Annotated in this window: 9 protein-coding genes and 4 pseudogenes; 6 read left to right on the top strand and 7 right to left on the bottom strand. The window is 73.5% G+C overall.

Going from position 1 to position 15,136, the window contains the following annotated elements; translation table 11 throughout:
• Positions 1-8: 8 nt before the first annotated feature.
• Both JNW87_RS12420 and JNW87_RS12415 read left to right on the top strand, forming a co-directional pair.
• Positions 9-1,526 (top strand): annotated as a pseudogene (locus JNW87_RS12420) (FAD-dependent oxidoreductase); the annotation flags it as partial.
• A gap of 309 nt (positions 1,527-1,835) precedes the next feature.
• Positions 1,836-2,279 carry an HNH endonuclease gene (locus JNW87_RS12415; RefSeq protein ID WP_109800296.1) on the top strand — a complete coding sequence of 148 codons (444 nt, stop codon included), beginning with the start codon at positions 1,836-1,838 and terminating at the stop codon, positions 2,277-2,279.
• 284 nt (positions 2,280-2,563) lie between these two features.
• On the opposite strand, the pseudogene JNW87_RS12410 reads toward JNW87_RS12415, so the two are convergent.
• The 7 genes and pseudogenes from JNW87_RS12410 to JNW87_RS12380 form a co-directional block, all read right to left on the bottom strand.
• Positions 2,564-3,330, bottom strand: a pseudogene (locus tag JNW87_RS12410) (enoyl-CoA hydratase/isomerase family protein).
• 119 nt (positions 3,331-3,449) lie between these two features.
• Positions 3,450-5,852 carry a M4 family metallopeptidase gene (locus tag JNW87_RS12405; RefSeq protein WP_238453721.1) on the bottom strand — a complete coding sequence of 801 codons (2,403 nt, stop codon included), beginning with the start codon at positions 5,850-5,852 and terminating at the stop codon, positions 3,450-3,452.
• A gap of 292 nt (positions 5,853-6,144) precedes the next feature.
• A pseudogene (locus tag JNW87_RS12400) lies at positions 6,145-6,825 on the bottom strand (diguanylate cyclase domain-containing protein); the annotation flags it as partial.
• 82 nt (positions 6,826-6,907) lie between these two features.
• Positions 6,908-7,720 carry an SAM-dependent methyltransferase gene (locus JNW87_RS12395; protein ID WP_109803532.1) on the bottom strand — a complete coding sequence of 271 codons (813 nt, stop codon included), beginning with the start codon at positions 7,718-7,720 and terminating at the stop codon, positions 6,908-6,910.
• 200 nt (positions 7,721-7,920) lie between these two features.
• Positions 7,921-8,589, bottom strand: coding sequence for a response regulator transcription factor (locus JNW87_RS12390; protein WP_007072219.1), 669 nt, complete (start codon positions 8,587-8,589; stop codon positions 7,921-7,923).
• A 7-nt stretch (positions 8,590-8,596) separates the two neighbouring features.
• Positions 8,597-10,288 (bottom strand): GAF domain-containing sensor histidine kinase, encoded by a 1,692-nt coding sequence (locus tag JNW87_RS12385; protein WP_109803533.1) that lies wholly within the window; start codon positions 10,286-10,288, stop codon positions 8,597-8,599.
• A gap of 14 nt (positions 10,289-10,302) precedes the next feature.
• A pseudogene (locus JNW87_RS12380) lies at positions 10,303-12,107 on the bottom strand (AMP-dependent synthetase/ligase).
• Positions 12,108-12,294: 187 nt separating this feature from the next.
• On the opposite strand from JNW87_RS12380, the gene JNW87_RS12375 reads away from it, so the two are divergent.
• From JNW87_RS12375 to JNW87_RS12360, 4 genes are all read left to right on the top strand, one after another.
• Positions 12,295-12,750 carry an SRPBCC family protein gene (locus tag JNW87_RS12375; RefSeq protein ID WP_109803534.1) on the top strand — a complete coding sequence of 152 codons (456 nt, stop codon included), beginning with the start codon at positions 12,295-12,297 and terminating at the stop codon, positions 12,748-12,750.
• Between the two features lie 40 nt (positions 12,751-12,790).
• Positions 12,791-13,465 carry a hypothetical protein gene (locus JNW87_RS12370; RefSeq protein WP_109803555.1) on the top strand — a complete coding sequence of 225 codons (675 nt, stop codon included), beginning with the start codon at positions 12,791-12,793 and terminating at the stop codon, positions 13,463-13,465.
• A 52-nt stretch (positions 13,466-13,517) separates the two neighbouring features.
• A complete protein-coding gene (locus tag JNW87_RS12365; RefSeq protein ID WP_201749810.1) occupies positions 13,518-14,474 on the top strand; it encodes an ROK family glucokinase in 957 nt (318 codons plus the stop codon).
• Between the two features lie 114 nt (positions 14,475-14,588).
• Positions 14,589-15,136: endonuclease/exonuclease/phosphatase family protein (locus tag JNW87_RS12360; protein WP_238453720.1), on the top strand; the 548-nt coding region annotated here is incomplete at its 3' end.

Raw genomic sequence — 15,136 nt, 5'->3', positions numbered from 1 at the left:
AGGTGCCCATGCCATTGTCGCAAGTGGTCGGCCGGCTCATCGGCGTACGCGAGCACGTGGTCGACCCGGGCGGCGGCGGCGCGTCCCGCGTGCCGCGCCCGACGACGGCGGTGGTGGTCGGTGGCGGGATCGCCGGCATGTCGGCGGCGGTGGTGCTGGTCGAGCGCGGGGTGAAGGTGACGGTGCTGGAGGCCGCGCCGACTCTGGGCGGTCGGCTGGGCGCCTGGCCGGAGGCCCTGGCGGACGGGACGCAGCGCAACGAGCACGGCTTCCACGCGGTCTTCCGGCAGTACTACAACTGGCGGTCCATCCTCCGCCGGGTCGACCCGGGCCTGGGCTTCCTCAGGCCGGTCCCCGGTTACCCCATCCTGAGCGAGCAGTGGCCCACCGAGGAGTTCGGCAGGCTGCCGCCGGCCCCGCCGACGAACCTGCTCGCCCTGCTGCTGCGCAGTCCGAGCCTGCGCCTGGCCGACCTGCGCGCGATGGACCGGGACGCCGCGCTGCCGCTGCTCAGCTACGACCCGGTGCGCACCTACGCCGAGTTCGACCGGATGACGGCGGACGAACTGCTCGCCTCGCTGCGGCTGCCGGACCGGGCGCGGGCGATGCTCTTCGAGGTCTTCTCGCACTCGTTCTTCAACCACGAGGCGGAGATGTCGGCCGCCGAGATGATCGCCCAGTTCCACTTCTATCTGCTCGGCAACCCGGAGGGGCTGGCCTTCGACTGCCCGGACGAGGACTACGCCACGGCGATCTGGGAGCCGCTGACCCGGCACGTCGAGAAGCACGGCGGGCGGGTGGTCACCGGCGTCGCCGCCGCCCGACTGGACCGGCAGCCCGGGGGCTGGCGGGTGACCGCCGCGGACGGCTCGTCGTACCCCGCCGGGCACGTGGTGCTCGCCGTCGACCCGCCCGCGCTCGCCGCGCTGGTCGCGGGCTCCCCCGGCCTGACCGCGGCGGCGCCGCAGCTGGTGGCGCGGATGCCCGCCTTCGGCCCGCCCGGTCCGCCGTACGCGGTGGCGCGCTACTGGATGGACGGGGACGTCCACCCGGACCGGGCGGTGTTCAGCGGGGTGTCCCGGCAGCCCACGCTGGACTCGGTGACCCTCTACCACCGGCTGGAGCACGAGCCGCGCCGCTGGGCGGAGCGCACCGGCGGCTCGGTCGTCGAACTGCACGCGTACGCCTGCGAACCGGACGTGCCGGCCGACGAGCTGGCCGAGCGGATGCGGGTGGAGCTGACCCGGCTCTGGCCGGAGGCGGCCGGCCTGCGGGTCCGGGAGCTGCGTGCCCGGGTCGAGGCGCAGGCACCCGCGTTCACCCCGGGCGGTCATGCCCAGCGGCCCGGGGTACGCACCGACGCGGCCGGTCTCTACCTGGCCGGCGACGGCATCCGGACGGACTTCCCGAGCGCGTTGATGGAACGCTCGGCGGCCACCGGGATCATCGCCGCGAACCACATCCTGCGCTCCGAGGGCGGCGCGGCCGAGCCGGTCCGCTCGATCCGCCCCCGCGGCCTGCTCGCCGCCGGCGCTGACCCGGAGCCACCGCCGGCCGGCCGACGGCGGATCGAAATGCGTTGCCCGCCGCACCGGTGCGGATCTACCGTGACCGGGCAAGGTCAACCACCGCTCCGGGAGCCGTCGATGTCGAAGCCGCACGTCACCACCGTGCCGTCGTGGCTGCCCAGCGACGGTTGCCGAGCGGAAGGTCCGATCGTCGGGTGGCCCGACTGACGCGTGCCCGCACGCGTGCCCGCCGCCCGTCCGATCGCCGGACCGGGCGGCTTTTCGCTGTCCGGACCGCCTACCACCGTCGTGAGAAGGGAGTGCCCGGTGGACGCCGTCCTCGTCGTCAACGCCGACCTCGGCCCGCTGCACCGGGTCACCGTCCAGCACGCGATCCGGATGCTCTGCCGGCGGGTCGCCGAGATCCACGAGGCCGAGCCGGACCAGCTGATCGGGGTCTTCCCGCTGCCCCGGGTGGTCCGCCTGGTCCGGTACGTGGTCACCCGCTGGCGGTTCAGCGCCGGCCCGGCCTGGTCCCGGGCGGGGGTGCTGCGCCGCGACGGCCGGCGCTGCGCGTACTGCGACGACCCGGCCAGCACCATCGACCACATCCTGCCCCGCTCGCGCGGCGGCCGGAACACCTGGAAGAACACCACCGCCGCCTGTTACGAGTGCAACCAGCGCAAGGGCGACCGGACCCCGGCCGAGGCGGGCATGCCGCTGCGGCGGGAACCGGTGACGCCGAGCTGGGCGGCGCTCGCCGGGCGGTGACGGACCGGCCGGCGGGCACAGGGGGCCGCGTCGGGGGGTACGCCCCCGGCGCGGCGCCCGCCGGCCCTCGGCCCGCCACTGCGGCGGGCCCACGTTGGCGGGCCCACGGCGGCCTGTCGAACTCCGCCCCCGGCCCACGGGCACCCGCCCCGCGGGCACATGACGCTCAGGCATATCGCTCAGCAACCACCCTGCCTCGGCGCGCCCGAGATGCCGGACGGTGGAAGGGACCGGGCACCGGCGAGGGCGAGCGGCAGCGCCGACGCGAGGCTGAGCCGCGAGGGTCAGCGGTCGGCGGGCGGCGCCCAGCCGAAGCGGGCCGGCCGGCGCTCGTTGGCCGCCGCAACCCCCTCGCGGGCCTCGCCGCTGGCCCGGACCTGCCCGTGCCACCAGGCGATCCGTTCCTCGTCGCCCGGTCGTCGACGATCTCCTTGGCCGCCGCGACGGTCAGCCGGGAGCGCTGCGCGATGGCGGCGGTGAGCGCCGCGACCCGGGCTGCGAGGGCGTCGGGCGGCAGCACCTCGTCGACCAGGCCGACCCGCAGCGCCCGCTCGGCGTCGATCAGCTCGCTGGTGAAGAGGAGGTGCTTGGCGGCCGACGGCCCGACCAGCCGGGCCAGCCGGCGGGTGGTCGGCGCGGGATAGACCAGCCCCAACCGCGCCGGAGGTACGGCGAACCGGGCGTCGGTGGCGGCGATCCGCAGGTCACAGGCGACCGCGAGCTGGCAGCCACCGCCGACGCAGGCGCCCTGGATCCCGGCCACCGTCGGCTTGGCGAGGGTGGCCAGCCGCTCCTCGGCGGCGACCGCGATGCTGGCGTCCCCGGCGTCCAGCAGCTCGTCCAGGTCGCCGAGGTCGGCCCCGGCGCAGAACGTGCCGTCGGCGCCGGTGAGCACGAGCGCGTGCACCGCCGGGTCCGCCTCCAGCCCGTCCAGCAGCACCGGGAGCTGACGCCACATCGCCGCGGTCATCGCGTTGCGCCGGGCCGGGTTCCGGATCACCACCGTCGCCACCGGGCCGGTCACCTCGACGGTCAGCTCCGCGTCCGACATGTTCTCCCCCTCCGGGCCGACGGCGACCGGGGCCCGGCGACCGTCCGGCCGACCATAACGGCGCGGCCGACGACCACCCGCGTGGGGTGGCCGCCGGGCCCGCCGGGGCGACGGCTACGTCAGGAGACGTTGACCGCGGTGTCGTCCACCACGAAGGAGGTCTGGAGCGAGATGTCCTCCACGCCGGTGAACTTCAGGGTGACGGTCTGGCCGGCGTACGCGGCCAACGAGAACGACTTCTGGCTGTACCCGGCGGCCTTGTTCAGGTTCGAGTAGGTGGCCAGGGTCGCCAGCACCGTCCCGGACGAGTTGAGCACCTGCACCCGCAGCGTGTCGTACGCCGTGCCGGTGGTGGTCTCGGCCGAGTCGATGTGCAGCCAGAAGCTGAAGTTGTAGCTCGTGCAGCCGGCCGGCAGGCTCACCGACTGGGAGAGCGTGTCGGTGTGGCTGGTGCCGTAGCCGTCCAGCCAGGCGTTCCAGGTGCCGCCGTGGGTCGGCTGGCCGCTGGAGCCGTACTGGCCGATGACGCCGGAGGTGGACGCCCACACCGTGTTGCCGGACTCGAAGCCGGGGTTGCCCAGCTTCTGCCCGGGACTGGTGCAGCCGCCGCCGGTGCCGTTGACGGTCAGCGTGTAGCTCGCCGAGTGGCTCACCGCGCCGGTACCGGTGACGGTCACGGTGTACGTGCCGGCCGGGGTGCTCGCCGAGGTGGCGATGGTGAGGGTGGCCGAGCCGCCCGAGGTCACCGAGGTCGGGTTGAACGACGCGCTGGCACCGGTCGGCAGGCCGGACGCGGAGAACGTCACGGTCTGCGCGGTCCCGCTGGTGGTCGCGGTCGATACGGTGGTGGAGACGGAACCACCGGCGGTCACCGAGCCGGAGGTCGGCGAGAGCGCCACGGAGAAGTCGTTGCCGGTCGATGAGCAGGGCGCGTCGCTGCCGGCCACGTTCACCGCGGTCCACGCCGCCTGGACGGCCTTGTACTCGGTGGAGCAGTTGCCGTACAGGTCGGTCGCCGCCCGGAGGCTGTAGGCGCGGGCGGTGTTCGACGGGGTGGTGTTGTTGACGTACGCGGTGTTCGAGGTGAAGTAGACGTCGAGCGCGCGGAACCAGATCTTCTCCGCCTTGGCCCGGCCGATGCCGGTCACCGCCGGGGCGGAGCCGCAGACCGGCGAGGTGCCGTACGCGGTGGCGCCGGTGCCCTCGGCCAGGTTGAAGTAGAAGTGGTTGGCCGGACCGGACGAGTAGTGCACGTCCTTGTTCTTGGTGCTGGTCGACCAGCAGCTGTCGGACGAGCCGTCCAGCGACGGGTTGTACATGTAGCGCAGCGGCGTGCCGTTGCCGTTGATGTTGATCTTCTCGCCGATCTGGTAGTCGCCCGGGTCGGCGGTGGTGTTGGCGTAGAACTCGACCATCGTGCCGAAGATGTCGCTGGTGGCCTCGTTCAGGCCGCCGGACTCACCGGAGTAGGTGAGGCCGCCGGGCACCACGTTCTCGGTCACGCCGTGGCTCATCTCGTGGCCGGCCACGTCGAGCGCGACCAGCGGACGGGAGTTGCTCGAGCCGTCGCCGTAGGTCATCTGGGAACCGTCCCAGAAGGCGTTGACGTAGTTGCTGCCGTAGTGGACCCGGCTCGGCACGCCGGTGCCGTTGCCGAAGATGCCGTTGCGGCCGTGCACGTTCTTGTAGTAGTCGAAGGTCTTGGCGGCGCCGAAGTGGGCGTCGACCCCGGCGGACTGCCGGTTGGAGTTCGCGCCGGTGCCCCACGTGTTGTCGGCGTCGGTGAAGGTGGTGCAGGTCAACGTGCCGTTGTTCATGTCACAGGTGCGGCCGTTGCCGTGCGACGGATCGATCATCTGGTACGTGCTGCCGGAGAGCGTGGTGTCGATGCTGACGGTGCCGGAGTAGATGCTGTTGCCGGTGCCGGCGACCGTCTCGATCTCGTCGTACGAGCCGATCACCGCGCCGCTGGTGGCGTCGGTGATGACGTGCAGCTTCGACGGGGTCTGCTGGTCGGCCTGCCAGCCGGCGGCGACGGTCTCCCAGGCCAGCCGGCCCCGGCCGGAGCTGGCGTCGACGAAGAGCTCCGGGGCGCCGACGGAGGTGAGCGAGCCGGAGAAGGCCTTGCGTGCGCTCGCTCTGGCGGCGGCCGCGCCGACCTTGGCGGTGGTGCCCAGGGTCAGCGGCGCGGCGAGACCGACGGAGGTGCCGGCGTAGCTGCCGTCGGGGGCGGTGTGGATGACGAAGTCACCGCCGTACACGCGCAGGCCGTGGTAGGTCCGGGTGTACCTGGTGTGCGCGGCGCCGTTGGCATCCACCTTCGTGCGGACCACCTGGTACGCCTCACCGCCGGCACCCTGCACGGTGCCGGGGTTGGCGCGCAGCAGATTGTCCGCGCGGGCTGCGGCGGAGGATTCCGAGGCGGGGGCGCTGGGGGTTGCCGCGTGCGCCGTGGTGGCGACGCAGGTCAGCACGCCACTGGTGAGCAGAGCTGCGCCGACTGCGGCGAGGGGTCTTTTCACGGGCCCTCCTGACGGGGGAAAGTGTGACGAGGACAGTCACGCATGTAGATATAGCGATACATCGGGGAAAGGGGAAGAGGTCGAGCGCTTTCCTGCCGGGGACACTGGCCGTTCGGGTGAGGCGGCCCAGGTGACGGGAACCGGGCGGCACCCGCGCGCGTCCGACCGACATGAGATGGACCTCCGCCGCTGCGGCCGCCATCGCCGCCCTGCTCGCCGTCCTGGGCGGTTGCACGTCGACGGACCCGACCGTCGCCGGTCCCTCGTCCGCGACCACCGACACGCCGACCGCCTCGGCGACCTTGACGGCGTCGTCGGTGCAGGCGGTCCGCTCGACCAGGATCACGAACTCGTCCCCGCCGAGCCGGGCGACCAGGTGCTCGCCGAGGGCCCGGCGCAGCCGCTGCGCCACCGACACCAGCAGCGAGTCGCCGACCTGGTGGCCGAGGGAGTCGTTGACCACTTTGAACCGGTCCAGGTCCAGGAAGCAGACGCCCACCCGGTCGGCGCCCCGGCCCGGCTCGTCGATGGCGGCGGAGAGCCGTTCGGTGAACAGGGTGCGGTTGGGCAGCTCGGTGAGCGGGTCGTGGGTGGCCTGGTGCCGGAACCGGGCCTCGCTGTCCCGCAGCGCCCGTTCGGCCTGCGCCCGGGCCACCATCGCGGCCCGGCGGATGGACTCCTGTTCGTCCAGCGTCCGGTCGCGCAGGGCGCGGGCGTACCCGGTGGCCACGGTGGCCAGCAGCCGGGCCATCCGGTCCTCGACCTCGTCGGCGACCAGCCCGAGGTCGCGGACCAGGCGGAGCTGGATGACCTCCACGGTCCGGCCGAGCCCCTCCGCCGAGGCGATGTGCGCCGCCACCAGCTCGGCGCCGACCTGCTGACCGATCCGCAGGTCGAACGGCTCGGCCTGGATCGCCGCGGCCAGCCGCTCGGTGAGCCGTTGCAGCAGCGACTCCAGCTGGGCCTCGGTCATCGGCAGGTAGCTCGTCCCGGCGACCGCCTTGGCCCAGGCCCGGGCGAAGGTGCCGGGGCAGGAGCGGGCCCCGGCGGCCCCCTCACCCACCGAGACGCCCGACGCCGCCCATGAAGACCGCCTGTTCCGCGTTCTCCGCCTGCTCCGGGGACTCCGGCCGCCACTGCGGCACCCAGACCACGCCCGGGTCCACCAGCTCGAAGCCGTCGAAGAGCGCGGCCAGCTCGGCGCGGCTGCGAATCCAGAGCTGGTTGTCGGTGCGGCGGTAGACCCGCTCCGCCTCGGCCCGCTCCCCGGTCTCGCGGCGACCGTCGTCGCTGGCCTGCGACATCACCAGGTGGCTCCCGGGCGCCAGGGCCGCCCGCAGCGTCCGGAGGATCTCCTCCGGCCGGTCGGAGTCCGGGATGAAGTGCAGCACCGCCACGATCATCACCGCGACGGGCTGGGAGAAGTCCAGCAGCTTGGTGACCTCCGGATGACCCAGGATCGCCTCCGGCCGGCGGAGGTCCTCCTGGATGACCGTGGCCCGGTCGTTGCCGTGGAGAATCTCCCGGCTGTGCGCCACCGCCACCGGGTCGACGTCGACGTAGATCACCCGCGACTCCGGGTCGATCCGCTGGGCGATCTCGTGCACGTTGCCGACGGTGGGGATGCCGGAGCCGATGTCGAGGAACTGGCGCACCCCGGAGTCGGCCAGGAACTGCACCGCGCGGCGGAGGAAGGCCCGGTTGGCCTGGGCCATCAGCGGGGCCTCCGGTACGGCTTCCACCATGGCCCGGGCCGCCGCCCGGTCGGCGGCGAAGTTGTGCGAGCCGCCGAGGTAGTAGTCGTACATGCGGGCCACGCTGGGACGCTCGATGTCGATCGTGTCGGGTGCCCAGTCCGGCCGCTGCATGCCCTTGCCCCTTTTTGTCAACACCGCGTGAGTGCCACGGCCCGGTGGGCCACCCGGTATTCTGCCCGCCCGCTGTGGCGGTGCAAAGACCGCGGTCGCTGCGCGGTCGACCTTTGACCCTACGCAGCTGCAGCCGCCCGGAATGCCGGAGAGGCCCGGTCCGGGACGGACGCGGGCCTCTGCCGTGGGCTGTCGGAGCTTCAGAACTTGGGGGCGTCCGGGGCCTCCAGCAGACCGAGCCGCAGCGCGGTCATCAGCGCCTGGGCCCGGTTGGCCGCGCCCAGCTTCTCGTAGAGCTTCGAGATGTGCGTCTTGGCGGTCGACTCGCTGACGAAGAGCTGCTTGGCGATGCCCGCCACGCTCATGCCGTCGGCGAGCAGCCGCAGCACCTGGCCCTCGCGGGGGGAGAGCTGCGGGCCGGACGGGGCCAGCCGGCGCTTCATCGCCTCGGCCAGGTCGGCCGCGGTGAACGCGCTGGGGGAGGAGGCGGCGTGCCGGGCGGCCGCCACCACCTCGTCGGCCGGGGCAGTCTTCGGCACGAACGCGCTCGCCCCCGCCTCCAGGGCGCCGAAGAGCTGGTCGTCGCCGGCGTACATGGTGAGCACGACGATGCCCATCGACGCGCTGGACTTGCGGAGCGCTCGGGTGGCCTCCAGCCCGCTGCCGTCGGGCAGGCGCAGGTCCATGATCACCACGTCCGGCTGCAGCGCACCCGCCTGGCGTACGCCCTCCGCCGCCGTCGCGGCCTCGCCGACGACCTCGAACTGCCGGTCCCGCTCGAAGGCGTGCCGCAGACCCTTGCGGATCAGGTCGTGATCGTCGACAAGGAGGACCTTGGTACGGGTGGCCGGTGTCGGACTTGTGGTCATCCTCGGGTTACTCCCCTTCTGCTGCTGTGCTGCCGCGCACCTTATCGCGCCGGGGCGAGGAGCCAAGTACCACCGCCACGGTCGTGCCGCTGGGTTGCCGCGGCCTGATCTCCAACCGGCCCCGGATACGTTCCGCCCTCTCGGCCATGATCGCAAGACCATAGTGCCCGTCAGGGCGCTGGTCACCGATGCCGTGACCGTCATCCGACACTTCGATCTGAGCGTACGGGGGGTCCACCTCACAGGTGACCCACAAGTTGGCGGCCCCGGCGTGCTTGCGCGCGTTGGTGACCGCCTCCTGCGCGATCCGCAGCAGCTCGGCCTCCGTGGCGGCGGGCAACCGGGCGGTCGACTCGTCCAGCGACAGGTGCACCCGCAGGCCGCCGGACGCGCCCACGGTGCGGGCGTACTCGGCGATCGCGGCGGCCAGGCCGCCGTGCCGGTCCACCTCGCTGCGCAGCTCGAACAGGCTCAGCCGCAGCTCGGTGATCACCCGGGTCACCTCCTGACGGAGCGTCCGCAGCGACTCGGCGGTCTCCTCCGCGTCATCGTGCACCGTGGCGAGCGCGTTGTCGATGCCGTAGCCGACCATCACCAGCTCCTGGGCGACCCCGTCGTGGATTTCCCGGGCCAGCCGCTGCCGCTCCTCGTTGGTGGCCAGCGACCGCACCTCGTCGAAGAGCAGGGCGGCCTCCAGCCGCAGCGCCGCCGGCCCGGTCAGCGCGGTCACCCGGGCCACCACCGGCGGCGGGTAGGCGTGCCCGGCGTCCGCCTCCAGCACCACCAGGCCGACCGTCCGGACCCCGGCGACCAGCGGCACGATCAGCGCGGAGACCTCCCCGCCGCGGTGCGAGCGGGACTGGGAGCGGGCCGAGGTCTGCGCCTGCTGGCTGGCCCAGGCGTCCGCGATCGCCGAGTCCGCGTCGAGCGTGGTCTCCCAGTCGACCCGGTCCACACCGACCTGGGCGAGCACCACCAGCCGACCGCCGCCGCTGGCGGAGAGCACGGCGCCGCGGTCGGTCTTCGCCACCACCCGCAGCTCCTCCAGCAGGTGCTCGGAGATGCCACCCGGGTCGAGGGTGGCCCCGGGCAGCTGGCGGGCGACCGTACGGAGCTGGGTCAGTAGCCGGGTGGCCTCGGCGTACGGCTGCGGTTTGCCCTCGCCGCGGACCCGCATCACCCGCTGCAGGGTGCGGGCGGTGTAGAGGCCGAGCCCGGCGAGGATCAGCCACTGCGCGCAGACCGCGAGGTAGCCGGGCTGGGTGAGCTGGCGGCCGCCGTCGACCTCGGTGAGCGCGCCGGCGACCAGCAGGGTGGCTGCGGCGACCGCGAGCAGCGCGGCGCCCTCGGCGAACCGGCGGCGCAGCGCCGTCACGGTCACCGGCACGGCGAGGTACGGCAGCACGGCCGAGGCGCCCAGCCCGCCGGTCACGCCGGTGAAGTGGGTGTCGGCGGCGACCTGGCTGGCGGCCAGCCCGAGGACGACCACCTCGGCGAACCGGCTGAGCGGGCCGAGCAGCCGATGCTGGGGGGCGAGGACGGCCGGCAGCCCGGCGACGCCCAGCAGGGCTATCCACCAGAGCTGGGCGACGTCACGGGTGGCGAACAGGGTGAGGACGGCGACCAGCGCGAGCAGGACCCCGCGCGCGGCGACGGCGAGGGGTTGCGTCTGGGGCTGGCTGGGTGTGGAGGCGGGCACGTGACGGATCGTAGTCAGCCTTGGTAGATATCGGCGATCTCCGCCGCGTACGTCTTGTGCACGACCTGCCGCTTGACCTTCAGCGACGGGGTCAGCTCGCCCGTGGCCTCGGTGAAGTCCTGCGGCAGGATCCGGAAGACCTTGATCGCCTCGGCCTTGGAGACCGCCTGGTTGGCCTGGTCGACCGCGCTCTGCACCTCGGCTCGCAGCGCCTCGTCGTCCCGCAGCTCGGCGGCGCTGGCCGTCTCCGGCCGGTCGTGCGCGGCGAGCCACTTCGGCAGCGCCTCCTCGTCGATGGTGACCAGCGCCGCGATGAACGGCTGCCGGTCGCCGACCACCACGCACTGGCTGATCAGCGGGTGCGCGCGGACCTGGTCCTCCAGGACGGCCGGGGCGACGTTCTTGCCCCCGGCGGTCACGATGATCTCCTTCTTGCGGCCGGTGATGCTGAGGTAGCCGTCCTCGTCGAGCTGGCCCAGGTCGCCGGTGCGGAACCAGCCGTCGCTGGTCAGCGCCTCGGCGGTGGCCGTCTCGTTGTGCCAGTACCCCTGGAAGATCAGGTCGCCGGAGATCAGGATCTCGCCGTCGTCGTCGACCCGGACCGCGACGCCGGGCAGCGGACGGCCCACCGTGCCGATCTTCGTGCCGGTGGGCAGGTTCGCGGCGGCGGCGGGGGAGGTCTCGGTGAGGCCGTAGCCCTCGCAGACGGTCACGCCGATGCCGCGGAAGAAGTGCCCGAGCCGGGCGCCGAGCGGGGCGCCGCCGGAGATCGCGTCGCGACAGCGGCCGCCGAGGGCGGCCCGCAGCTTGCGGTAGACCAGCTTGTCGAAGAGCGCGTGCTGGGCGCGCAGGCCGAAGCTCGGCCCGTCGGCGGTCTCCAGCGCCTCGCTGTACGCGATGGCGACCTTCTCGGCCCGGTCGAAGATCTTGCCCTTGCCCTCCGCCTCGGCCTTCTGCCGGGCGCCGTTGTAGACCTTCTCGAAGACCCGGGGCACGGAGAGCACGAAGGTCGGCTTGAAGTCCTGCAGCTCGCCGACCAGGTTCTTGGTGTCGGCGCAGTGCGCCATGGTGGCCCGGGCCTGCACCACGCCGATCTGGATGAGCCGGGCGAAGGCGTGCGCGAGCGGCAGGAAGAGCAGGGTGGAGGCGCCCGGGCGGAACAGGTTCGGCAGCACCGGCACCGCGTTGGCGATGTCGGCGTACATGTTGCGGTGGGTGAGCACGCAGCCCTTGGGCCGGCCGGTGGTGCCGCTGGTGTAGATGATCGTCGCGATGTCGCCGGCCTTCACCGTCTTGCGGCGTACCTCGATCTCGGCCGCGTCGACCGACTCGCCGGCGGCGACCAGTTCGTCCACCCCGCCCAGCTCGATCTGCCAGACCTGGCGCAGCTCGGGCAGGCGGTCCCGGACGCCGGCGACCAGGGTGGCGTGGCGGTGGACTCCACCACCGCGGCGACCGCGCCGGAGTCGGCGAGGATCCAGGCGGCCTGCTCGGCGCTGGAGGTCTCGTAGATCGGCACGGTGACCGCGCCGGCCGCCCAGATGGCGTAGTCGAGCAGGGTCCACTCGTAGCGGGTGCGGCTCATCAGGGCGACCCGGTCACCGGGGGAGATGCCGACGGCCACCAGTCCCCGGGCCACCGCGACCACCTCGTCGCGGAACTCCCGGCAGGTCACGTCCACCTGGCCCGCCGCTCCGGCCGGCGCCGGCCGGACGAACTGCACGGTGTCCGGGGCGACCTCGGCGTTGTCCCAGACCGGGTCGGTCAGGTTTGCCGCGTCGCCGACGGTGACGATAGGCGGAACGGAGAACTCGCGCACCTGCACTCCCTCGTGCTCGCACTGGCGGGCCGCCGTGGGTCGGCTCTGTCGAAACCTACCCGTCCACCTCGGGGGGTGAGGTAGGGAGGTTGCCCGCCCGGCTGGTGGGACGCCGGGCCCGCGCCGCCGTGGTGCGGCGTGGGGGTGGAGCGACGCGCGCGGGACCGCCGCCGGGTAGCCTCCCCCCATGGCGGACTCCTCCACCCAGTCGATCATCATCGACGCGCCACCGGACCAGGTGGCAACGGTCATCTGCGACTTCCCCAGCTACCCGGAGTGGACCGAAGCGGTGCGGCGGGCGGAGGTGGTCGAGGAGTACGAGGACGGGTACGCCAGCCAGGTCCGGTTCACCATCGACGCCGGCGTGCTGGCCGACGAGTACGTGCTGGCCTACGAGTACGCCGAGGACCTCTCCCGGATCGAGTGGCACCTGGTCGAGCCCTCGAAGATGCAGAAGGCCCAGCGCGGCTCGTACGACCTGGTCGGCAACCCGGACGGCACCACGACCGTGACGTACACGCTCGAGGTGGAGCTCTCCGTGGGCATGCTCGGCATGTTTCGGCGCAAGGCCGAGAAAATGATCATGGATACCGCGTTGAAGCAGCTCAAGCGCCGGGTAGAAGCACCCGGTGCGGCCCACTGACCCGACCGGCGACCCGGTCTGCACGGTAGAGGAGCCGACCATGGGGAGTACGGATCCGGGTTCGGCCCGGGAAGAGGCGGAACGGCTGGTCGCCATGCTGCTGGCGACCGCCCGGCTGGCCGGTTCGGCTCCGGGAGCCGGACCCTGGGGTCCGCTCGGTGGGATCCTTTCGGGTGTCCTCGGTCACAGTGCCGGTTTCGGCCGGACCGGCGGCGGGGACGGCGCGGCGTCCGGCGCCGGCTCCGGGCCCGCCGGTTTCGCCACCGGCTCGGCGGAATGCTGCATCTGCCCCGTCTGTCGAGGTATCGCCGCGTTGCGTGATCCGAGTCCCGAATTCGCCGAGCGGCTGGCAACCGGAGCGGGGGACCTGGCCGCGGGGGTGGCCAGCCTGCTGCGCGCCTTCGCCCCGGCCGAGCCCAGCCGCCCGGCCCCGGAGGGTGGCTCGACGGAGCCGGCCGCGGGAGCCGAGGCGAGAGACCACGTGTGGCGCGAGGCCACCCGTTCCGGGCATGATTCTCAGCCGGCACCCGAGCAGGACGTGTGGTCCGCCGCCACCCGGGGGGAGGGCGCGGCCGATCCGGGTCCCGTCGTGCCGCCCGCCGATGGTGCCGGGCCGGACGCGCCGGTGAAGACCCGGCGGCCGGCCGGCCGTCCCGTGGTGCCCGCCTCGCGGGCGTCCGGCGAGGTGGGCGACGCACCAGGCGACGGGGCCTGACCACCGGACATCCGGACCTTGTACGGCGGTTCGGGCAGCACAGCAGAGGGGAGTGGCAGCGGTGACGCTGACCATCGGAGTCGACGTCGGTGGCACGAAGGTGGCCGGCGGTGTCGTTGACGACACCGGCAAGGTTCTCGTGCAGGCCCGACGGGACACCCCCGCCGACGACGTGGCCAAGACCCGGGACGTCATCATCGAGGTGGTCACCGAGCTAGCCGTGGGCCGCAGCATCGCGGCGGTCGGCATCGGTGCGGCCGGCTGGATCGACGTCACCCGCTCCACCGTGCTCTTCGCCCCCAACCTGGCCTGGCGGGACGAGCCGCTGCGCGACTACGTCAGCAACGCCACCGGCCTGCCGGTGATCGTGGAGAACGACGGCAACGTGGCGGCCTGGGCGGAGTTCCGCTACGGCGCCGCCCGGCACGCCGACGACTCGATGGTCATGTTCACCATCGGCACCGGCGTGGGCGGCGGCATCGTGCTCGGCGGGGAGTTGCTGCGCGGCGCCAACGGCATCGCCGCCGAGTTGGGGCACATGCTCACCGTCCCGGACGGCCACCAGTGCGGCTGCGGCCGGCTGGGCTGCATCGAGCAGTACGCCAGCGGCAGCGCCCTGGTCCGCTTCGCCCGCGCCGCCGCCCGGCAGGAGCCGCACCGGGCCACCGCCCTGCTCGAGCTGGCCGGCGGGGAGGCCGAGGCGGTCACCGGCCCGATGGTGACCGCCGCCGCGCAGGGCGGCGACCCGGTCTCCGCCGAGGCGTTCGCCCAGGTCGGGCGCTGGCTCGGCACCAGCCTCGCGGACATGGCGCAGATCCTCGACCCGCAGGTGCTGGTCGTCGGCGGCGGCGTGGTGGAGGCCGGCGACCTGCTGCTCGGCCCGACCCGCCGATCGTTCACCGACGCCCTCGCCCAGCGCAGCCGGCTCCCGGTGGCCGAGGTCCGCCCGGCCGAGCTGGGCAACACCGCCGGGGTCATCGGCGCCGCCGACCTCGCCCGCCGGCTGTGAGCGCGAGGAACGCAGCGGAGCGGAGTCCCGCAGTCGCGAGCGGAAGGTCGGCCCGGTGAGCGCGAGGAACGCAGCGGAGCGGAGTCCCGCAGTCGCGAACGTAAGATCGGCCCGGTGAGCGGAGCGGGCGGCGGGGTGCCGCTGCGGGTGGTGTCGTACAACATCCACAGCCAGCGCGACGACCCGGCCGCGCTGGCCGCGGTGGTGCGGGCGGCCGCGCCGGACGTGGTGATCGTGCAGGAGGCGCCGCGGCGGTTCCGGTGGCGGCAGAAGTGCGCCACGCTGGCCGATTCGTTCGGGCTGGTGGTCGCCGCCGGCGGCCTGCCGTCGCTGGGCAACCTGCTGCTGACCAGCCTCCGGGTCCGGGTGTACGGCACCCGCTGCCAGCGCTACCCGCTGACCCCGGGCCGGCATTTGCGCGGCGCCGCGTACGCCGAGTGCCGGGTCGGCGGAGCGCGGTTCCTGCTGGCCGGCTCGCACCTGTCCACCGACCCGGCGGAGCGGCCGGCCCAGGCCGCGGCGTTCAAGCGCGAGCTGGCCGCCGCCACGCTGCCGGTGATCGCCGGCGCCGACCCGGCGGAGCGGCCGGCCCAGGCCGCGGCGTTCAAGCGCGAGCTGGCCGCCGCCACGCTGCCGGTGATCGCCGGCGCCGACCTCAACGG

This window comes from Micromonospora sp. ATA51, assembly GCF_016802855.1.
GTDB lineage: Bacteria > Actinomycetota > Actinomycetes > Mycobacteriales > Micromonosporaceae > Micromonospora > Micromonospora sicca.
This window is presented reverse-complemented; position numbering and strand designations above follow the sequence as displayed.